Here is a 20,590-nt window from a genome sequence, read left to right as displayed (position 1 = left end):
AAAACATTTCGACTGCGCTCAATGTGACATTTCAATACAATTCAAACTACCGACCATGTCTAATCAACCGCTAAACTTTCTCTGTATCTCTACATATTTTAAAGGAGAGGATTTTCTAAAGAGCTGTAAAGCCGAAGGTAACAATGTCTTTTTACTCACAAAGAAAAAACATGAATACGAAGCTTGGCCTTGGGAGGTTATTGATGATGTTTATTATATAGAGGAATGGAATCAGGAAAATGTAACCAAAGGTATTGCTTATAAATTTAGGTCAATAAAGTTCGATCGCTTTGTAGCTCTTGATGATTTTGATGTTGAAAAAGTAGCTTTACTTCGCGAACATTTCAGAATGCCCGGAATGGGTCGTACCACGGCCCATTACTTTAGAGACAAGTTAGCCATGCGTGTTAAAGCAAAGGAAGAAGGTGTTAACGTTCCTGAGTTTACCGATTTGTTTTATGATGAGCATATTAACACCTATGCCAATCGTGTAAATCCACCTTGGTTAATTAAACCTCGAATGGAAGCCTCGGCCACAGGCATTAAAAAAATTCACAGTAAGGATGAATTATGGCAAGTTGTTCATGAGTTGGGAGACGAGCGTGATAACTACTTAGTAGAAAAGTTTGCGCCTGGAGATGTTTATCACGTGGATGGCCTAAATGTTAATGGTAAAGTCGCCTTTTCGAGGGTAAGTAAATATCTGGACACCCCTTTTGAAGTAGCCCATGGTGGTGGTATTTTTAGATCGGCAACTTGCGAAATAGGTTCAAAAATAGAAAAGGAGTTGCAAAAAATGAATGCAGAGGTGATGAAAGCTTTTGGAATGCAATTCGGAGCCTCACATACGGAATTTATACAATCTAAAGCCACAGGTGAATTGTTTTTTTTAGAAACATCTTCTCGTGTTGGTGGTGCCAATTTAGCCGAAATGGTACATTACGCTTCTGGAGTTAATCTGTGGGAGGAATGGGCAAGAATTGAAACAGCGAATCTTAAAAACAAAGCTTACAAGCTCCCAAAAATCAATAATCGATATGCTGGTATTGTTGTATCGTTGAGCCGTTATGAATATCCTGACACCTCAAGTTTTACAGATGAAGAAATTGTTTGGCGAATGAACAAAGCTTGGCATATTGGACTCATCGTAGTTTCAGATTCTAGCGAACGTATTATGGAATTATTGGATGGTTATGCGCAACGTATTGCAACGGATTTTCATGCAAGTTTACCTGCGCCAGATAAGTCCGAGTAATCAAAATGTAATGTATAGCTATTGGTTGACATTCAAATCCTGGAAAAGACTTACCTATTAATTCTCAAAAAAACCAGTACTACCACCAACCCAAGTTTTGTCCTTATTATATTTAACTCCTACCATTTCCCCTTTACTTAAGCGCACCAAATTGCTAACAATTTCTATGCTGTCTGTTTTACTATTATGAACCATCATCATACGGATTTCACATTTTGCAGGCACATCCATGGTTTCTATAATTGGCGTATAAGCAACCTTTTCCTGTAGTAAATAATTGGATTTATTAGCAATACTTTCAATGGTATTTCGGGTTACATTAATATGCACACCTGAGCCCGCAAAAGAAAATAATGGCTTTAACACATAATTTTCAAGATCTTCGGGTATATCCTCTAACTTGTCTAAGTGATACGATTTTGGTATGTATTTACCGTTCAATAAAGGCATGGTGTACTTACTAATCCTAAAAAACCAATTAGGATGCCCAATCCATTCCACATCAACTTCATCCTGAAACTTAAATTCTCCTTTGATGTCCTTTCGATGGTGTAGTTCATCAAAAATAATACGATTATATATCTTTAAGATGCGTACCACTTCACCATTTTCATCTTTATAGAACAGTTGCTTACCCTTTTTAATTAAATCCGTAAAATCAATTGTCTTAATGCCCAGTATGGCTTCAGTAGCATAAAAATCAATAGCTGTGGGTTGTTCATGTGGCTCCACTTCCAATAAAACAACTTGTTTCGGATCGGTGTCACCGACGATTTCAGTTCGCAAAAGCGCAATATATTCTTCCGTCGTCATTCCATTGGGATGTTGTGAATAAGCCTTTGGAATGTTATCGCCAAAGTGCTTTTTATGCATTCTACCTAAAAGTTCTTGAAAAAAATATAGTGATGGGAATCCTTGCAATTCAATTAACTTAGGCACTAGTTCGTCGTGCTCATCCTTACAGATTCCAAAATCCAATTGTATAAACTTTGGCCGTTCATCTTCATTAGGAACAATAGAATTTTCATCAAAAAAAGCGCCTCGCGTTAAATCCTTAAAGTTGGGCTGATTAATAACCTTCATAATATCTTCACAGGCTTCAATCAGCTTTTCCTTTAGGGTTTTGGGAATAAAAATCGGAGTTTCGGCAATCTTAAACCTTACATCATAACTAAATGCGTCATTGATATCCTTTAATAAGGCTTGGTACTTATCCTCAGAAAAGTTCTGGTTATATGCAGCTCTTACATTCTTTATCATTGTTAGTCTGACATTAAAGGTTGCTTTATTTGAGTAATTGCATTTTGAATAAACCTCGGAATAATGGTATTGTAAGTCATAAATAACTTGTCAGGGTCATCTACCCTATCCATCATTTGGTCATACTTTTCCTCTCCAAAGCTTTCTACAACTATTTTTTTATTCTCCTCTAGCTTAAAAAATGCCTCCATACTAACAGGTTCAGCTTCTGGATGAAACTGAGTCCCCACAAATTCATCCGAAAAACGTACGGCCATAATGGCACGCTCCAGTTCAACATGAGTTCTGATTTTTTCTAAACTCAAAATTTCGGCTCCATGCTTCTTAAAAACCGTAAGCTTGGGCTGTACCAATTGCCAATCCCTCGAATCAACGGCATAAAATGGGTCATTAAGTTCTTTTAAGATTAGATCGTTGTGTCCTTTTTTGGTTTTATGTACGCGTAAGATGCCAAACGAAGTACTACGTCGAGGCTTTACGTCTCCCAGTTGGAAATAATCGCAAATCACCTGAAATGAATAACAGATAAAGAACACATACTTTTTTTGATGGGTTGATGATTTATTAAAATCCCAAAGCTCTTGCATCAAATTTAGATAAGGTTGTCGCCATGCCTCATCCTCTAAGGGACTTCCTGGACCACCGCTGGATATATAAATATCATAGGAACTATTCGGAATTTCATTTTTTGCCCTAACATCATATATCTTGTATTCTATCTCGCTTTGAAATTTTTGGACAATTTCCTCAATGCAGCGCAACCCTTGATTGGGTTCTGCATCGTTCATATCCAAGATAGCCAGTTTTATTTTTTCTGTCATTTTTATTGTAGGTAATTATAGGCCTAAAATTGTTTGTTCTTTAATATAGTCAACAACTTTAGTGAGGTCTTTTGTTTCTTCATAAACTTCTAGCTGACGATCAGCTCCAGTGCCTTTTTTAAGCATTTGGCGAACGTTTTCTACTTCATTTCTCGAGCCCAATTCATCAACTACATCATCAATAAAGTCCAAAAGTTCTTCCATTAAAACAGTAGTAGCAACTTCGGTCTGTTTTCCGAAATCTATCATTTTACCTCCCAAACCATAACGACTGGCTCTCCATTTATTTTCATTGATAAGCGCTCGGTGGTAAATGATAAAGTTTAAATTTTGACACTTCAACTTGTACAACTTTACAACCAAAGCCTGAATCAAAGCTGCTATACTTAGGGTTTCTTCATAGGTCATTGGCACATCACAAATACGTACTTCAATCGTTGGGTACGTTGGGTGTATTCGAATATCCCACCATATTTTTTTCGGATTGTCTATGCATCTCGTTTTTACAAGCGTATCCACATAATTTTGGTACTGTGCATAGTTGTCAAAAATCCCAGGAATTCCTGTTCTCGGAAATTTGTCAAATACTTTAGACCTAAATGATTTAAAGCCTGTATTTCTACCTTCCCAAAATGGTGAGTTGGATGATAGTGCGTAAATATGCGGTAAAAAATAACGCATGGCATTGGAAATATGAAGTGCTAAATCCCTATCCGCAATACCTACATGCACATGCAGGCCAAAAATTAAATTAGAACGAGCGGTGTCTTGTAGTTCATTAATGATTTCATCATATCTAGGATTCGGCGTCAATAGTTGTGTTTCCCATTTTGAAAATGGATGTGTCCCTGCTGCTGCAATATTGAACCCTAAATCATTAGCAATATTGGATATGGATTGACGAAGATGTTTAATCTGTTGACGCGCATCGGTAATATCCTGACATATATTGGTACCTACTTCAACAACAGCTTGGTGCATTTCTGCTTTAACCTGTTCGCCCAAAACCTTCTCAGCTTCAACAACAATTTTCTGGTCATGGGAAACCAACTCTCTTGTTTCAGGATCAATGACCTGGTATTCTTCTTCGATACCTAATGTAAACTTCATATGTTTAGTTGATTAATTAAGGTGCTTTTTGAAAAGCTCATATTGATGTCATTTCGAGCCTCTTCGAGAAATCTTTAGCACGCACTTTTAATGCATTTCGAATGCGCTCAATGTGACAGATTTAAGTAATTTTTGACTTTCCAAACATGATCTTTTAAATACATGACTACAGTTCTCTTATTTTTTCTTGGCAGATGCCCGCTTAGTTGTCTTCGTCGTTTGCTTCTTAGCAGGAGTCTTTTTGGCTGCTGTTTTTGGAGCTGATATTTGATTCGTTACAAATGTTCCCCAAGTGAGATTCATTTTTCCCTTTTTGTATTGTTTCGCCTTTTCAATAGCCATATTCGCAGCATTTTCAACAATCCAATCAAAGTTGTCCTGACCTACGGAATGTATATCTGCATCTGGCGCTGGGTTACAAAAATCAATGGCATAAGGCACTCCGTCCCTTACAGCAAACTCTACGGTATTAAAATCATAACCCAAGGCTTTATTGAGCTTTATACAGTACTTTTCCACTAAATTCAATAGCTTTTTATCCACAGGAGGACCATCGATGACATATCGCAAATGATGTGGATTCCTAGGTTCGTATTGCATAATATGGACATTATCTGTTCCTAGAACATAACATCTAAAGTATTCGGTAAATTGAATTTCTTCCTGTAGCATCATTACCAAATGCTCGGTTTCGCCATGTTTAGCCCATAAATCTTCAGGATTTTCAACCTTATAAACACTTTTCCAGCCTCCACCATCATGAGGCTTCATATATGCAGGGAAACCGATAGTATCAAACATTTTTTCCCAGTCGAAAGGAAACTTCATGTTTCTGAATGAATTTTCATCTGTATTTTGTGGTCGGTGCGAGGTTGGAAGAATAAATGTTTTTGGTACAGGAACACCTATTTTTTCAGCTAATGCATTGTTAAAGAACTTCTCATCCGCACTCCACCAAAAAGGATTGTTAATCACAGCAGTTCCCGTGATTGCTGCATTCTTTAAATACGCTCTGTAAAACGGTACGTCTTGAGAAATTCTATCTATAATTACTGCGTATTCGTCTGACTTTGCCTGCTCTACGGTGTCAATCAATACAGCTTCGGCCATCATGTTTTTGATGCCTTGCTCCTTTATCTTTTCATTAACCCTATCAATAAATGCCCATGGAAAGGTATCTTCTTGACCAAATAGTATTCCTATTTTTTTCATAGTTCTATGATTAGTTTTTAAAATTGATTACTAAATTTTTGATAAATAATGTGGAAACATTTGGCACCATATCGGCCAATCGTGTTCTGCCCATTTACGCTCATCATGCCAAAATGGTATATTTTTATCTGAGAGTATCTTAGCCATATGCTTATTGGCATCTAAACAAATATCCCACTCACCGACTCCAAGAACAATTTTCATGTGCCATAAATCTGGATGGTTAGCATTTGGCAAATAGTCCACTGGATTGTTAAAATACACATTATCATCGTAATAGCCATCCAAAAACGACTTTATGTCAAATGCACCACTCATACTAAACATATGGCTCACGCGATCTGGATGTCTAAACGCAAAATTTGCGGCTTGATAGCCACCAAAACTTGGGCCTGCAACAGCAACTTTGTGCATCTGCTTCTCTTGGCAAATTTTATTGACCAGTTCATTTAAGATGAACGTATCATACCATATATGATTTTTTACTTTGTCAGCAGGGTGCAGACCTCTATTGTACCAGCTCATATCGTTTATACTATCCGGACAATAAATCTGAACCAAACCTTGCTCCAAAAACCACCTTGCAGATTCTATTAAACCTCTATCTTTACACTCGTAATACTGACCCCCAGTTGTAGGAAACAAGATTACAGGATACCCTTGATGACCAAAAACAAGCATTTCTATATCCTTACTGAGTGTTGGCGAATACCACTTAAAATATTCTTCTTTCAATTGATACGTTTTATAGTTGTTTTATACTATTTTTTTGAGGGTGCAAAATTATGGTATTTCCTTCAATATCAAGAGAAAACCAACGTTAATTAAACGTCAATAATAAAAAAATTATTAACTATATCGTTTTCGGAATACAGATGGTCTTGTTTTTCAACTAAAAAATTGAAAATCAGCGCGAAGCGACGATGTTAAAATATAGCGAGTTGTAAGCTGACGATTTGGATGGGAAGACTGTAGATTAAGTAAAAGTTAGACTAATAAAAGTAGTTACTTATAGCCATTCTTGTACTACGTTATTTATTTTTTATTTTGCTCAATTTTTTACCAATTAAATTTCTCCAAAAGAAAATAGATAACAACGAAAATAAATTTAGTGGAATATAGATTAATAATGACCACCTCACCCACTCATACTTCCAAAATATAATATATAGAATAACAGCAATTATTGTTCTAATTAACCAAAGAATTAATTTCTTTTTTTTGAATTCTTCGGTTAAAATTTCATTATTTTCAATCTCTTTAATGAGATTATTTTTCCAATCTTCTTTTGTAGATTCAATTATTTTTAAACTCCCTTTTTCTATTTCAATAATTTTTGTTGGCTCGTCTATTTCATCACTTTCATAAATACTGGCATTATCAATATTTTGATTTTTGAAAGTATCGCTTGAGAATGTTTTTAAGGCATTTAGTATTTTTTCATAAAAGCCATCTATGTCTTCTAGTTCCAAATCTTGTAGTTCGTCAAATTCAACTACAGAATAATTATCAGAATCATCGGTAATTCCTTTTTCCGAATCATACCAATGACAGGAAACATAAGAGTTGGTTTCATTGATCCATAGAAGTAATTCGTTTTGATTCCTAGTTTGGCTTAACTGATTAGATATTAATTGAATTAACTCAATTCTAATTTCGTCTAATGAAATGGCTTTTGAATTTTTACTGTAGAATAGCATTTTTTATAAAGTATTACAACGGTTTTGTGTATGGCTTCGTTGCCTGATGACACGAAGTGATATTCCACCGTGGATTAAAGATAGCAAATTGCAAGGAATTCAGAGTTGGAATTTAAGCCGCTATGAACTATAGCCGTTATTGTGGTTAGTTTTTATAATTTAAGTATTGATTCTATTTTTTTAATTCCAGCATTACTCAAACTTCCAAATTTCATATTCAGTGAAAAAGGATTTGAGAATGTCATTCCGCAATTATTTAAACAAAGCCATACCTTTCCAATTTCAACTTGTTCTTGGTTAAAAAAGCGCAAAATATAGTCAGATTCTCTTAAAGTCCAAGTAGTTTCAGCCCAATCAAAATTTTCTGGTGAATTAAAGAACTTTTGTACTTCGAGTCTTTGATTTTCTGACAAACTTTTACCAGTTAGTCTACTAACAAAAGGTACATTCCTATATATTTTGATATCATCCACTTTAATTCTTGGAAATTTATAGTCCTCATTTAGAAAATTCCGTTTGTAAAGTTCTTTAGGATAATCTTTGTCTTTTTTCTCATCTCCAAGACGATATTCGTTATCTATAAAAGTCATATAAGAAAATCCATCTCCATTATTATAAAGTCGGTCGTTCAATTCAAGAAAATAGACTGCTATAATTCCAATTAGTAAAATTGTAATTATCAAAAGATTCTTTTTCATAATTGAATTTCCAAATTGCACCTAACGGTTTTGGCTAAACTACGTTTTAATGCAGTTTAGGTTTTGTTGTGCTGAGTTTTACTCTGGAATATCTACAATTCTAATCCACATACCAGCCTGTGGACTTCCAATCCATGAGCCTTCTTGAACATCTCTGACTAACCATTTCGAATTTGTTGGAACTTTAAAATCGGTATAATCTGCTGGATTCAGATGTTCATCTTGAACTGGTGAAACAAAAGCTTGACTCATTCCACTATTTTTGTAATTATTCACAATTAAATCACTTGAAACCTTCATTTGAACTATGTCTCCCTTTTCAACGTAGTTACGCTGTCCCCTTGAATTAGTCTCTATTATCGATATATAGGGACCCTCAGTCCAAAATTCTTTGTCAATATCAAAATATCCGACAAACACCCATCCCGTATTTATTGGTAGTTTAAATGAATCTAATGATACTTCAGAGGTAGTTTCAATAGGTTTTTTGCCATTGATTTCAACATAGGCCCAAGCTCCAATTCCTGCAAGAGCAATTGTCCATACAGCTATCGTTATAGTTAAAATTATTCTATACGAGTGCTTTTTCGTAAGACTTGAGAAGAATTGTTTTTGAATTATCTGTCTAAAGAGTATTAAAGCTATTCCAGACACAATTCCTGCTAATCCAGCAATTTGACCAAGTGATTTAAGTAATTCTTGTTCCATATTTATGATTCTAATTCAGCACAACGGTCTCGGCTATGATTTCGTTGTGGTAAGAAAATCGATAGATTTTCAACCGTAGAAATCAGCCGAAATAAATTTAGTTATTTTGTTTTTAGTTTATTCATAGCAATGAATTATAGCCATTGTTAGCAACTGGCTTTTATTTATTCAAAAAGTGATTGTAAAGTATATTTGTAACCAAGCCTATTATTATACTAATAACTAAAGTCCCAATATATTTAAACACCTCTTTTCTATAACTCGATAGTCTTTTAGTTTTATACTTTTCACTTTCGGGTGTTAACAGAACGAAACTTGGTGCGCCATAATACTGAAATTCTTCGAGTAGAATCATAGTTATCCTATACAAAAAGTATATTCCAAAAAATAAAAAAATATAACTCCCATAATGATGAATCCAAAATAGAGAATCTTCATTATTGGCATTAATAAGTCTCAATCTTTCAGTTCTAAAAATGGCAAAGAACAAAGTGATTCCAACTAATATTGCAGATAAAACGTGATTTGCACTATCGCTATTATATTTAAAAAAGCGTACGAATTTTGATTCTTTTTGAACTAAAGTCTCAAGGTGTTTAGTCAAAATGGCTTCTATATCAGCACCCCAAGTTCTGCCAGTATGAGAAATTCTAAAACTCACTCCACTGTCATAATATGGTCGAGCAAATGTTTCATCCACAAAAGGAACAGATCCGTCTGTTTCAGTAATAAATGAAAGAGCAATCTCTTGTTTTTCAAAAGAGCCCTTATCTTTAAATTTCACCAAATATTGCCAAGTTAAATGAACTGCTTGAGAAATTAAAGGTAGTTTCTCATTATAATTTACCAAATGGTCATAACCATTTAAAGTTACAGTTGTATTGTCATTATAATAAATTGATGCTCTAAATTGTATGAGTTTAGCATCATTCTGTTGGTAAATCCGTTGGTTAATTATTTCAAAGATACTTGTAAGATTATTTTTGTCTATTTCAAACTTACCTCTTAAATGTTTTGTAATAGTTTGAGGTTTACCTAATAAACTTACAATGAAATCCTTAAACTGGTTTTCATTGAAAGGTAATGATACCTGTCCGCTATGCTCTGGATTATTTGGTAAGATGTTGTTTTCTTCCATAGTTTTCTTTTGCTTGTTGCTAACTAGTAAACATATCTGTATTTAAGTCCCTTTTTTTTAAATCTCATAAGTATACAGCGCTATAACTTATTTCCGTTAAAATTAATTAGTTAAAACACAAAAGTCAATACGTAGAACTACGTATTTTTCATATTTATAAGCACTTAAAATATATGACATTCTTCAGCTTTTAAACAGTCTAAATCTGTAATTTTGTAATTCCTAAAAAACTTACACATCATGTCATACAGAATAGAAAAAGATACCATGGGCGAGGTTAAGGTACCTGCCGATAAATTGTGGGGAGCACAAACCGAGCGTTCGCGTAATAATTTTAAAATTGGAACACCAGCCTCAATGCCATTAGAAGTGGTGTATGGTTTTGCCTATCTTAAAAAAGCAGCAGCCTATGCCAACTGCGAATTAGGCGTTTTAGATAAAGACAAACGCAATCTCATTGCCCAAGTCTGTGATGAGATTTTGGATGGTCAGCATGATGATCAGTTTCCTTTAGTGATTTGGCAAACGGGTTCCGGGACACAAAGCAATATGAACGTGAATGAAGTCATTGCCAATAGAGCCCATCAAATTGCAGGTAAAGTGATAGGTGAAGGGGATAAAACCATTCAGCCAAACGATGACGTTAATAAATCGCAATCGTCTAACGATACCTTCCCTACTGGGATGCATATTGCCGCCTATAAAAAAGTGGTAGAAACCACCATTCCAGGCGTAATCCAATTACGAAACACGCTTCATAAGAAAGCTTTGGAATTCAAGGATTGCGTAAAAATCGGGCGTACACATCTTATGGATGCCACACCATTGACTTTAGGCCAAGAATTTTCAGGTTATGTTTCGCAATTGGATCATGGTCTAAAAGCCTTGGAAAATACCTTAGCGCATTTAAGTGAACTCGCTTTAGGTGGTACCGCTGTAGGCACCGGACTCAACACACCTGCAGGTTATGATGTATTAGTTGCCAAATACATCGCTGAATTTACAGGCTTACCATTTGTCACTGCAGAAAACAAATTTGAAGCCTTGGCTGCGCATGATGCAATTGTAGAAACGCATGGAGCTTTAAAGCAATTGGCCGTTTCCTTAAATAAAATAGCCAATGATATTAGAATGATGGCCTCTGGTCCACGTTCTGGTATTGGTGAGATTATTATTCCTGCCAACGAACCTGGTAGTTCCATAATGCCAGGAAAAGTGAATCCTACACAATGCGAGGCCTTAACCATGGTTTGTGCCCAAGTGATGGGTAACGATGTTGCGATTAGTGTTGGTGGTACGCAAGGCCATTATGAGCTTAATGTCTTTAAACCAGTAATGGCTGCCAATATTCTGCAATCGGCACAACTGCTTGGTGATGCTTGTGTCAGCTTTGAGGAAAACTGTGCTATTGGTATTGAGCCTAACCATTCCGTCATAAAACAATTGCTCAATAACTCATTAATGTTAGTCACCGCTTTAAACACAAAAATCGGTTATTATAAAGCGGCTGAGATTGCAAACACCGCCCATAAAAATGGTACGACCTTAAAAGAGGAAGCCATTAATTTAGGCTATGTTACCGCTGAGGAATATGACGAATGGGTTAAACCCGAGGATATGGTAGGGAGTTTAAAATAATGTTAATTACATTATAGAAGTTTCAAAATCCGCACTGAATATATGCTTACATTGGTGTAAAAATTAATGCAATGCTCATGAAACATTCTTTACTAGCCCTCTTATTAACACTATCCGTATTAATGACAACCCAAGCACAAACGGTTTGGGCTGCCAAGTCAACTATAAATAGTAATACAGGTGATGCGCCATACGCGATAGCTAGTGGCCTAGTTGATGCTGATGCGCTTCCAGATATCGTAATCGGGACTTATATCGGGAATACCATTGAATGGTATAAAAATAATGGTGATGGTACATTTACTATACAACCCTTGGTATCTAATGTTCTGGATGGCATAGGAGCATTAAAGCTCGTTGACCTTAATGGCGATACCTTCTTGGATATTTTGGCTACGGGTTATAATAATAACCGTATGGTATGGATCGCAAATGACGGTAACGGCAACTTTGTAAACCAAAATGTGATTTCAAATGGTATAAGCGGTGCCTCAGGTATAGCACTTGGCAATATTAACAACGATGCCCATTTGGATATTGCAGTTACAGCCTACGATAATGACGAAGTGATGTGGTTTTCTGGTAATGGTGCAGGTAATTTTACCCTCGAAACCACCAGAATTGATAATACCTTAAATGCACCAAGTGTCATTAATTTGAGCGACATTGATGGAGATGGCGATTTAGACGCCTTGATTGCAACAACTGCCTATGACGGTAATGATGTCATCGAAATCTTTAGAAACAATTTAATTCCTAGCGGAACGGTTTCCTTTACTAAGGATACTAACTCAGTGGCAACAGGAAAAACTGGTATTTTTAGTGCTTCTTTTGAAGATTTAGACGGAGATACTAACCTCGATATTTTAGCTACTGAGGTTTCTGTTGGCGGTGGGCCTACAGGAAGTCTTTACTGGTATGAGGATAATGGTTCAGGTTTTACGGAAACGGCATTTACAACCGCAATTGTTAATCCATCCGTTGCTCAGTTTAAAGATTTGGATGCGGATGGTCTTAACGATATCGTTTTAAGTAGCGGGTCCTCTGGTGCTGGTGATGACTTAGTATGGTTTAAGAATAATGGATCGGGAAGTTTTGGTAGTGAAACTGTTATTGACAATACACAAAGTCAAGCATTTGTTTATACCATCAATGATTTTGATAACGATGGTGATAATGATATTGTGAGTTGTGCTTATAACCAAAATGATTTAAATTATTTTGAAAACTTACTGGAGTCCTTGGATATCGATGATTTTTCGCAGCAAACCATATCCGTCTTCCCTAACCCAACATCGGATATTTTAAATTTTGAAGTGTTCGATGCTACTGTTATCAATATAGCCATTTTTGATATCCTAGGTAAAGTTGTCATGGTGAAATCTCACGATGTCAATCAACCACTTGATGTCTCAACGCTAGCAAATGGCATATACTCCTTAAACATTAATGGTGAATTTATGTCTAAGTTTATCAAAGACTAATATGTAATTTATAGTTCCATAAATTAACGCTAGCACTAACTACTAGCGTTTTTTTTATTCAAAAAAAATCGACAACTTTACAGAAAGCCATCTCTATGTCTATACTTATTACAAATATTAAGCAACTTTTACAAGTACATGATCATAATGTATTGATTCTTAAAGGTGAAGCCATGAAAACCCTCTCTGTACTTGAAAATGCTTATTTGTATATAGAACACGATACCATCATAGAATATGGTGATATGAAATACTGTGAAGGTATAGAAGCGGAAACCATTGTTGATGCCACTGGCAAGATTGTTTTGCCTTCTTGGTGCGATTCCCATACGCATTTGGTGTATGCTGGTAATAGAACCACAGAGTTCGTAGATCGTATCAATGGCTTAAGCTATGCAGAAATTGCCAATCGTGGAGGAGGCATTTTGAATTCTGCTAAACTATTGCAAGATACTTCTGAAGAGGATTTATACGAACAGTCTATAAATCGACTGGAAGAACTCATTAAAATAGGTACAGGCGCTTTTGAGATCAAAACGGGTTACGGACTTACGGTAGAAGCCGAACTAAAAATGCTTCGTGTTATCAAACGTATTAAACTAGAAAGTTTAGCAAAAATAACACCCACCCTTTTGGCAGCACATGCCATTCCAGAAGACTATCGCGAGAAAAAACCGGACTACATCAAACTCATTACTGAAGAGCTTATTCCAAAAGCGGCCAAACTAAACATCGCTCGTTATATTGATGTGTTCTGTGAAGATGGCTATTTTGACATCAACGATACGGAAGCCATTCTTAAAGCTGGCCAAAAGTATAAATTCAGACCTAAAATTCATGTCAACCAATTTAATATTCTTGGTGGCGTAGCTTTAGGTGCAAAGTATAACGCACTGTCCGTAGACCATTTGGAAGAATTGAATGCTGAAGATATCAAAGCCTTAAAAAATAAGGATACCATACCTGTCGCCTTACCAGGTTGCTCTTTCTTTTTGGGCATTCCTTACACACCAGCAAGGCAACTTATCGATGCAGGTTTACCATTGGCTATAGCCTCGGATTATAATCCTGGTTCTGCACCTAGTGGCAACATGAATTTTGTTGTTAGCACTGCTTGCATAAAATTAAAAATGACACCAGAAGAAGCCATAAATGCGGCAACAATTAATGGTGCTTATGCTATGGGAATCAGTAATATGTACGGTAGTATCACACGCGGAAAGAAAGCTAATGTAATCATTACAAAACCCTTGAACCATTATAGCGAAATCCCTTATGCGTTCGCTCATAATCCTATAGAGCAAATCGTGATTAATGGCCAACTTAAGGATATAAAAAATCCGGAAGAAAACTTCCGGATTTAATAGCTATTAATCAAATAGAAATTTCTTATTTCAGAACAAACTCTGATGAAGAAATCATCTCTTTATCGTTAAATACACTTACTTGATAGCGTCCTTTTTCAAATTTAGAATCACTTGGCTTTGAAACATACTCGCAGATATTCAAGTTTCTATTCTCATAGTTAAATCGGCTTATCAAACTGTAGTTCAACACCTGATCTTCAAACTGAACTTGATTATTAGACCCTAAAACATTGTTCTTAGGATCAATTACTTGAATATATAACTCTTTATCACCAGCCTCTGTTAAGGTATTTTTAGCTACGGTGAAGCAGACCTTAATCTTATCAGTTCTACGCGCACGTTCCATAGGCACTTGTTTTCCACTACTTCTTTCAAGTACACCCATACCAATTAACCCAACAGTTTGTAATGCTGCTGCATCCTCAACAACATTTGCCAATTCGGTATTTTGCACCAATAAGGAATCTGTAAAAACCGTACGTTCGGCCAACTGCACTTGAGTACTATCCAACGACGTCGCCAAATATTCGTTTTCTACCTTTAAACGGTCATTTTCCGCAAGCAACTCATCCATTTCTTCCTGTAAGGCCAAGAATTTTTTCTTATATCTAAATAAGCTATTGACACTGTTTTGGGAAACCTTTAAAGAATCCATTAGACCCTGAATGCGTTCTCTGGCAGCGACTAAATCCTGATCTTTAATTTCACTTTCGGCAATAGCTTGATCATATTGCTTTGCCATGTTATTGAGATCATTCATCACTAATTGCTTCTCTGAAATCAACTCTTTTTCTTGCTCTTTACTGTCAGAATACAGTTTTGATGCATAAAATGCAGTTGCTAAAAAAAGGACCAAAAGCATCCCTAATCCTATTTTAAGACCTGTATTTGATTTTTGTGAACCTTCCATAATTTTTAGTATTTAAGTTATTGTCAATTCTTGTTTTTAAATTAAATTAAAACATTATTATTGTTTAAATAAAGCTATATTTTTATTTTAATCTTTTAATTAAAATCCAAATGAAGAATCTCGTATTATTCACTTCAAAAGATCGCGATACACTTTTAAAGCGTCGTAAAGGAGAATCAAAATTTGGAGAACATGTTCGGTTAATACCTAAACTCACTAACATATACGATGACATTGTCAATTTAGATGTTGAGTACGTAATTTTTGGTATCTGTGAAGATATTGGAGTCTACGCAAACCACGGAAAAACAGGAACTTACAAAGCTTGGTCTGTTGTAAAAAAATTTTTGTTAAATATCCAGAGTAATCCTTTTTCAAAGGCTAAACGCGTTTTAATTCTCGGATATTTAGATTACACTAGTGATTGGGATAAGCTGAGCCAAGAACCCAATAAAAAATCAATATCAAAAGCACGACAACTGGTAGAAGCTATAGATAAGGATGTGACTTACCTTGTATCGTCAATTATTAAGGCAGGTAAAACCCCTATCATTATTGGTGGAGGTCACAATAATGCCTATGGAAATATTAAAGGCTTAGCTCTTGCTAAAAATGACAAGGTGAATGTTGTCAATTTTGATGCCCACACTGACTTTAGACCTGAGGAAGGCAGACATAGTGGCAATGGTTTTAGTTACGCTTATGCGGAAGGCTTCTTGAAGAATTATTTCATTTTTGGATTGCACGAAAACTATACATCAGAAAAATTATTTAAAACCCTAAAGAAGATTAAGAACATTAAATACAACACTTACGAGGCTCTTGAGATTAGTAAAGAACTTGATTTTAATTCTGAAATGGAAAGGGCTACTGATCATATTTCGGGAAAGTTTTTTGGGATAGAAATCGATTGTGATGCCATAGAAAATATTCCAAGTAGTGCTGAAACACCGAGTGGTTTCAATACAAAGCAAGCTAGACAATTTGTACATTATTTTGGGAAACATAAAAAATCGGCTTATTTGCATATTTGTGAAGCAGCACCAAGAAAAAAATCACAGTATAAAGTAGGTAAACTCATCACCTATTTAATCACTGATTTTATCAGAGCAAATGGCAATTAAAATTATTGATTATAGCAACGCACATGCCAAGTACTTTTACGATTTAAATATAGAATGGCTCAAAACCTTTTTTTATGTTGAGCCATTTGATGAAGAAGTACTGAGTAAACCCGATATCTACATTATCAATAAAGGAGGCTTTATTTTCTTTGCGCTAAAAAATGAAAAAGTCGTAGGTACCGTAGCACTGATGCCAACTAAACAAGAAGCTATCTTAGAACTCACCAAAATGGCAGTATCCCCTAAAGAGCGTGGGCAAAAGATTGGTCAGCAATTATTACGACATTGTATAGATTTTGCCAAAACCAAAAAGTTAAAAGCCCTTATGCTCTACTCTAATACGAAACTAGAAAACGCCATTTACTTATACAGAAAATATGGCTTTAAAGAACTAGAACTCGAAAAGGATAGTCCCTACAAACGTTCTGATATAAAAATGTTGTTGCAGTTTAGAGTTTGAATTCAGCTTTTAAGTAATCAAACGCATCATTAATATTTTCAAAAATATGTTCTTCGGAAATTAAATCGGGAACTATATCTATAGACACCAACTTATCCTTAGGCTGTTCTTGTAAAGCAGTGAGTAAAACACATATTCCGCTTTGCTCTAAATCCAATACGGCATTCTCCAAGGCATATAATCCGGATTGATCAACATAAGGTACACGGTCCATACGGATTATCAATGCTTTTACACCTTCAGGTATATTCTTTATTTCCTCTTGAAAATGAGACGTAAAACCAAAAAACAAAGGACCATACAGATGCTTTATATATACTTTGTCCTTGTATTTGTTATAAAATTCAACTTCATCTTGCCAAGGTTTCTCACCATCAAAACCAGCTAAGGTCCCCACTTCCATACCTTTTTCGCCAATGTCGCCTACTTGTTTCATAAACAATAAACAAGCCAATAATAAGCCCATGCCAACTGCTTGTATTAAACTGCCAAATGTGGTCACTAGTAGTACTAAAATAAGAACGATAGCATCAGCTCTAGGAACTATCAATAAATGTTTTAGGCCTTTGGTATCAATTATTTTAAAACCGATGGGAATTAACAAGCCTGCTAGTACGGATAAAGGAATATAACCTGCAAGTTTACCTAAGCCCAACAGAACTGCCAACAGAAATAAGCCATGAATAGTTCCTGAAAGACGTGTACGACCTCCAGCATTAATATTAACAACAGTACCTTTTGTGGCACCTGCACCTGGAATACCACCAAAAATTGCAGCAATGGAGTTTCCTATTCCCTGACCGATCAACTCCTTATTACTATTATGTTTAGTTTTGGTCATATTATCAGCAATGACAGAAGTTAACAAAGAATCAATGGAGCCTAAAATCGCTAATACCGTTGCATATTCACCTATAAGCATATAGGCACTTGCGTCTATTGAAAAAATTCCATCCAATTGTAAAGAAGGTAGTCCTGATGGAATATCACCAATAATCGGCACATCCCATTTAAGAAAATAGCCAACAATTGAAGCGACGATTAAGGCCACTAATGCACTAGGAATCACTTTAGTTATATATGGAAACACATAATATATCAGAACGGTTAAAGCTCCCAAGGCAAGTGCTTGCCAATTGAAATCCGAAAATAAACGTGGTAAATCCTGAATAACCAACCAAGTTGATTTTGCGGAATCTAGACCAACGAACGGAAATATTTGTAAAATAACAATAATCAAACCTACACCACTCATAAAACCAGAAACCACAGGATACGGAAAGTATTTAACGTAGCCTGCAATATTAATTAGACCAAAAACAATCTGAAAAATTCCACCAAGTAAAAACGTTAGAATAATAATAGGCAAGGCTGCTTCCAAACTTCCTGTAAGTTCAATGGCTGCAGCAACTAGTGCGGCAGAAACCACAGTCATCGGACCTGTAGGACCACTGGCTTGAGTTGCCGTACCACCAAAAATAGCCGCAAATATCCCAACAGCTATAGCTCCGTATAAACCTGCAATAGCACCAAGACCTGATTGTACACCAAAAGCCAAAGCCAATGGTAAGGCTACAACACCAGCAACCAAACCACCTGTTAAGTCACCCTTCAAATATTTAAAATCGTAGAATTTTGAAAACATAAATATGAATTAGTTAGTGAAATAAAAAACAAAACCTCTCAGGTAAAATAGAACTTTTAATACACTTAGCAGATTGTATAATGTTCTAACCTGAAAGGTTTATTATCTTAAGAAAAAATGAGTGACATTTTAATTATTGGGATTATATGGTAAAGATGACTTGTGAACAACAATTCGCAATTTGCCTTCTCGATCTTTTACATATCCCAATGTGTATTCTACTTTAACTTCATCACCATCAGTAGTTGTAAAGAAATAGTTACCCATAGCCACAGCCATATTAGTCCCGCCATTAATGATGCCTATATTTTTCCAACGTACATTCGTCCAAGGCTTTATGGCGAATCCACCATCCTCAGGGTACGTTTCATTTCCTCCAATAAAATAAGACAAAGCCGCATCGAAGGTACCTCTAAACTGATCTTCAGATGCTAGGGTTGGTTTAAAAAGCACCATACCCAAATCATAAGCATAATGATTTTGAATATGGTCGGATGCCGCTTTTTCGTAGTCACCGCCATCAGTGAACACTTTTCCGATATGAACTATACCTTCACCCCAAGCTTTCTGTGCCGCTACAACTTCAGCTTCAGTAATAGGATCTGTAGAATAAACTGTTAATGTGTTTTCGTCTTGTTTCATTTTAGTTTTTACGTTAAATTTTTAGTGTGTATTATTTTTTTTGTTTAATGATTTATGTTAAAATATTAGACAATAAAAATAAACGTTAAACAAATTTTACAAAAACTGTGCTAGGAAATATTAACGTAAATTTATGATTTTGAATACTTAAACGCTTTAATACCCTGAAAGTAATTATAAGTTAAAAGAACTAGTTATGATTAATTCTTTCTTTTTCGTCTTTCGAGATCTCTAGATATTGCAGATTCTAAACTATGATAGAAATCCGAATAATCTCGATGATTATGATAAAGCCTACTATCTAAAGCAGTTAAAGATTTATGCTGCATATTAATTCTAGGAATATAAATCTCTTCTACCTTGACCTCATAGTCATCTAATAGCTTAAAAAATTTCTTCTTTTTGATTAATTCTATCCATTCGAATAGATTGGAATACTTCCTTAATATTTGGATTATAAAAGCTCTCGAAGGATCTCTATAGTCACTATGTGAAAAAATGATCTCATCGAAAATTAATTTAATGTATTTATAAAGATTTGGATTTTTTGATCGATTAACTTCGTTAATGGCATCATGTACCAATACAGAAAACCAATCCTTATCCAAGTGAAGATCTACAACTTTAAAATAATAATCTGTAGCTTCCTTTTCAATTAAACCGAAAATGTATCTATGGACTTTCTGAACTTGATAAATCTCAACAATGTTTCTATTAATGAGATTTAAAATGGTAAGTCTTATGGTCGCAATGGTGTGAAACTTCCAATTGAAGTTTTCAGAATTAGAAAAATCACCATACTTGAATCTTGGGTATTTACCAATTACATAAAGTCCAATATCATCACAATGAAAAAGTTCAAAGTCAAGTTTAATTTTCTGTTCAGAAATTTTTATGATTTCGTATAAAGACAACTTAAAACAAAACTAATTATGATAGTTTCTATCCTTTACTTCTATATGCTCTGGCACCAGATGATCTAAAATAGTACGTTCGGTATTGCCGAACTGCTTATGCTTAAAACTAATTATTAAAAGTGTATCCGAAAGTGCCTTAATCTTAAAGAACTTATAATCATTCTCTTGATTTAATAATGTCTTTACCTTTTCGCCTTTCCACTTAATATAAGCACCTTTATCATTGGTATAGAAGGACCAATTAGCTTCCATAGATTCACCACAATCTCTATTTTTAGAGTTATTATCTGTAGTCATTCCATTAGAATTATAGGTTACTCTATAAGAAAGAAAACAGTCACCCATATTCATACGATAATTATCATTATACCGTTTGGCCAATTTCCAAGTCTTTGATGAATTACTTGTTAGTAATTCCATGGCATTTTGAGGTAGATCGAATTTTTCTGAAGAACAAGACATTATTACAAACAAAATTGCAAAAAAATAGCTGTAGCCCTT

The 20,590-nt window shown here is 35.1% G+C and carries 20 protein-coding genes; 6 read left to right on the top strand and 14 right to left on the bottom strand.

Annotated features, from left to right (window positions below):
• The first annotated feature begins 55 nt into the window (after positions 1-55).
• Entirely contained in the window at positions 56-1,255 is a 1,200-nt protein-coding gene (locus Q0992_RS08340) for an ATP-grasp domain-containing protein (RefSeq protein WP_299522346.1), read from the top strand.
• A gap of 57 nt (positions 1,256-1,312) precedes the next feature.
• Here the strand turns inward: Q0992_RS08340 and Q0992_RS08335 are convergent, their stop codons facing one another.
• The 9 genes from Q0992_RS08335 to Q0992_RS08295 form a co-directional block, all read right to left on the bottom strand.
• Positions 1,313-2,515 carry a hypothetical protein gene (locus tag Q0992_RS08335; protein ID WP_299522343.1) on the bottom strand — a complete coding sequence of 401 codons (1,203 nt, stop codon included), beginning with the start codon at positions 2,513-2,515 and terminating at the stop codon, positions 1,313-1,315.
• A gap of 2 nt (positions 2,516-2,517) precedes the next feature.
• Positions 2,518-3,336, bottom strand: coding sequence for a GMP synthase (locus Q0992_RS08330; protein WP_299522340.1), 819 nt, complete (start codon positions 3,334-3,336; stop codon positions 2,518-2,520).
• Between the two features lie 15 nt (positions 3,337-3,351).
• Positions 3,352-4,446: a carboxylate-amine ligase gene (locus Q0992_RS08325; RefSeq protein ID WP_299522337.1), complete on the bottom strand. Its 1,095-nt coding sequence runs from the start codon at positions 4,444-4,446 to the stop codon at positions 3,352-3,354.
• Positions 4,447-4,623: 177 nt separating this feature from the next.
• The gene (locus Q0992_RS08320) at positions 4,624-5,658 is read right to left on the bottom strand and encodes a hypothetical protein (protein ID WP_299522333.1); all 1,035 of its coding nucleotides are present in this window, start codon (positions 5,656-5,658) and stop codon (positions 4,624-4,626) included.
• A gap of 30 nt (positions 5,659-5,688) precedes the next feature.
• Positions 5,689-6,393, bottom strand: a complete 705-nt coding sequence (locus Q0992_RS08315; protein ID WP_299522331.1) for an alpha/beta fold hydrolase — start codon at positions 6,391-6,393, stop codon at positions 5,689-5,691.
• Between the two features lie 296 nt (positions 6,394-6,689).
• Entirely contained in the window at positions 6,690-7,358 is a 669-nt protein-coding gene (locus Q0992_RS08310) for a hypothetical protein (RefSeq protein WP_299522328.1), read from the bottom strand.
• A gap of 152 nt (positions 7,359-7,510) precedes the next feature.
• Positions 7,511-8,056 (bottom strand): hypothetical protein, encoded by a 546-nt coding sequence (locus tag Q0992_RS08305; RefSeq protein WP_299522326.1) that lies wholly within the window; start codon positions 8,054-8,056, stop codon positions 7,511-7,513.
• Positions 8,057-8,134: 78 nt separating this feature from the next.
• Positions 8,135-8,764, bottom strand: a complete 630-nt coding sequence (locus tag Q0992_RS08300) for a hypothetical protein (protein ID WP_299522324.1) — start codon at positions 8,762-8,764, stop codon at positions 8,135-8,137.
• A gap of 160 nt (positions 8,765-8,924) precedes the next feature.
• Entirely contained in the window at positions 8,925-9,902 is a 978-nt protein-coding gene (locus tag Q0992_RS08295) for a hypothetical protein (protein ID WP_299522321.1), read from the bottom strand.
• 240 nt (positions 9,903-10,142) lie between these two features.
• Between Q0992_RS08295 and fumC the strand changes: the two genes are divergently transcribed.
• The 3 genes from fumC to hutI all read left to right on the top strand — a co-directional run bounded on the left by fumC (position 10,143) and on the right by hutI (position 14,388).
• The gene (gene fumC, locus Q0992_RS08290) at positions 10,143-11,540 is read left to right on the top strand and encodes a class II fumarate hydratase (protein WP_299522318.1); all 1,398 of its coding nucleotides are present in this window, start codon (positions 10,143-10,145) and stop codon (positions 11,538-11,540) included.
• A gap of 77 nt (positions 11,541-11,617) precedes the next feature.
• The gene (locus Q0992_RS08285; protein WP_299522315.1) at positions 11,618-13,024 is read left to right on the top strand and encodes a T9SS type A sorting domain-containing protein; all 1,407 of its coding nucleotides are present in this window, start codon (positions 11,618-11,620) and stop codon (positions 13,022-13,024) included.
• A gap of 95 nt (positions 13,025-13,119) precedes the next feature.
• On the top strand, positions 13,120-14,388 hold the full coding sequence (gene hutI / locus Q0992_RS08280) for an imidazolonepropionase (RefSeq protein ID WP_299522312.1): 1,269 nt from the start codon (positions 13,120-13,122) through the stop codon (positions 14,386-14,388).
• A 25-nt stretch (positions 14,389-14,413) separates the two neighbouring features.
• On the opposite strand, the gene Q0992_RS08275 is transcribed toward hutI, so the two are convergent.
• Positions 14,414-15,301, bottom strand: coding sequence for a chromosome partitioning protein ParA (locus tag Q0992_RS08275; protein WP_299522309.1), 888 nt, complete (start codon positions 15,299-15,301; stop codon positions 14,414-14,416).
• Positions 15,302-15,411: 110 nt separating this feature from the next.
• Here Q0992_RS08275 and Q0992_RS08270 point away from each other — a divergent pair, with 110 nt between their 5' ends.
• Positions 15,412-16,425, top strand: coding sequence for a formimidoylglutamase (locus Q0992_RS08270; RefSeq protein WP_299522306.1), 1,014 nt, complete (start codon positions 15,412-15,414; stop codon positions 16,423-16,425).
• A complete protein-coding gene (locus tag Q0992_RS08265; RefSeq protein WP_299522304.1) occupies positions 16,415-16,885 on the top strand; it encodes a GNAT family N-acetyltransferase in 471 nt (156 codons plus the stop codon). Before Q0992_RS08270 ends, Q0992_RS08265 begins: the two co-directional genes overlap by 11 nt.
• On the opposite strand, the gene Q0992_RS08260 is transcribed toward Q0992_RS08265, so the two are convergent.
• From Q0992_RS08260 to Q0992_RS08245, 4 genes are all read right to left on the bottom strand, one after another.
• Positions 16,875-18,530, bottom strand: coding sequence for a SulP family inorganic anion transporter (locus Q0992_RS08260; protein ID WP_299522301.1), 1,656 nt, complete (start codon positions 18,528-18,530; stop codon positions 16,875-16,877). The two genes, Q0992_RS08265 and Q0992_RS08260, sit on opposite strands and share 11 nt — an antisense overlap.
• Before the next feature lie 129 nt (positions 18,531-18,659).
• A complete protein-coding gene (locus tag Q0992_RS08255) occupies positions 18,660-19,172 on the bottom strand; it encodes a phosphoribosyl-AMP cyclohydrolase (RefSeq protein WP_299522298.1) in 513 nt (170 codons plus the stop codon).
• 200 nt (positions 19,173-19,372) lie between these two features.
• A complete protein-coding gene (locus Q0992_RS08250; RefSeq protein WP_299522296.1) occupies positions 19,373-20,086 on the bottom strand; it encodes a hypothetical protein in 714 nt (237 codons plus the stop codon).
• 12 nt (positions 20,087-20,098) lie between these two features.
• Entirely contained in the window at positions 20,099-20,509 is a 411-nt protein-coding gene (locus tag Q0992_RS08245; RefSeq protein WP_299522293.1) for a lipocalin family protein, read from the bottom strand.
• Positions 20,510-20,590: the final 81 nt, after the last annotated feature.

The organism is Winogradskyella sp. (genome assembly GCF_028289625.1).
In the GTDB taxonomy this organism is placed as follows: Bacteria; Bacteroidota; Bacteroidia; order Flavobacteriales; family Flavobacteriaceae; genus Winogradskyella.
This window is presented reverse-complemented; position numbering and strand designations above follow the sequence as displayed.

Excerpts from the sequence above, each read along its gene's own strand:
- Q0992_RS08330 (WP_299522340.1), bottom strand. The coding sequence starts at position 3,336 with ATGACAGAAAAAATAAAACTGGCTATCTTGGATATGAACGATGCAGAA.
- Q0992_RS08340 (WP_299522346.1), top strand. The coding sequence starts at position 56 with ATGTCTAATCAACCGCTAAACTTTCTCTGTATCTCTACATATTTTAAA.
- Q0992_RS08335 (WP_299522343.1), bottom strand. The coding sequence starts at position 2,515 with ATGATAAAGAATGTAAGAGCTGCATATAACCAGAACTTTTCTGAGGAT.
- Q0992_RS08285 (WP_299522315.1), top strand. The coding sequence starts at position 11,618 with ATGAAACATTCTTTACTAGCCCTCTTATTAACACTATCCGTATTAATG.
- Q0992_RS08260 (WP_299522301.1), bottom strand. The coding sequence starts at position 18,530 with ATGTTTTCAAAATTCTACGATTTTAAATATTTGAAGGGTGACTTAACA.
- fumC (WP_299522318.1), top strand. The coding sequence starts at position 10,143 with ATGTCATACAGAATAGAAAAAGATACCATGGGCGAGGTTAAGGTACCT.
- Q0992_RS08310 (WP_299522328.1), bottom strand. The coding sequence starts at position 7,358 with ATGCTATTCTACAGTAAAAATTCAAAAGCCATTTCATTAGACGAAATT.
- Q0992_RS08300 (WP_299522324.1), bottom strand. The coding sequence starts at position 8,764 with ATGGAACAAGAATTACTTAAATCACTTGGTCAAATTGCTGGATTAGCA.
- Q0992_RS08320 (WP_299522333.1), bottom strand. The coding sequence starts at position 5,658 with ATGAAAAAAATAGGAATACTATTTGGTCAAGAAGATACCTTTCCATGG.
- hutI (WP_299522312.1), top strand. The coding sequence starts at position 13,120 with ATGTCTATACTTATTACAAATATTAAGCAACTTTTACAAGTACATGAT.
- Q0992_RS08325 (WP_299522337.1), bottom strand. The coding sequence starts at position 4,446 with ATGAAGTTTACATTAGGTATCGAAGAAGAATACCAGGTCATTGATCCT.
- Q0992_RS08245 (WP_299522293.1), bottom strand. The coding sequence starts at position 20,509 with ATGGAATTACTAACAAGTAATTCATCAAAGACTTGGAAATTGGCCAAA.
- Q0992_RS08305 (WP_299522326.1), bottom strand. The coding sequence starts at position 8,056 with ATGAAAAAGAATCTTTTGATAATTACAATTTTACTAATTGGAATTATA.
- Q0992_RS08265 (WP_299522304.1), top strand. The coding sequence starts at position 16,415 with ATGGCAATTAAAATTATTGATTATAGCAACGCACATGCCAAGTACTTT.
- Q0992_RS08255 (WP_299522298.1), bottom strand. The coding sequence starts at position 19,172 with ATGAAACAAGACGAAAACACATTAACAGTTTATTCTACAGATCCTATT.
- Q0992_RS08295 (WP_299522321.1), bottom strand. The coding sequence starts at position 9,902 with ATGGAAGAAAACAACATCTTACCAAATAATCCAGAGCATAGCGGACAG.
- Q0992_RS08270 (WP_299522306.1), top strand. The coding sequence starts at position 15,412 with ATGAAGAATCTCGTATTATTCACTTCAAAAGATCGCGATACACTTTTA.
- Q0992_RS08275 (WP_299522309.1), bottom strand. The coding sequence starts at position 15,301 with ATGGAAGGTTCACAAAAATCAAATACAGGTCTTAAAATAGGATTAGGG.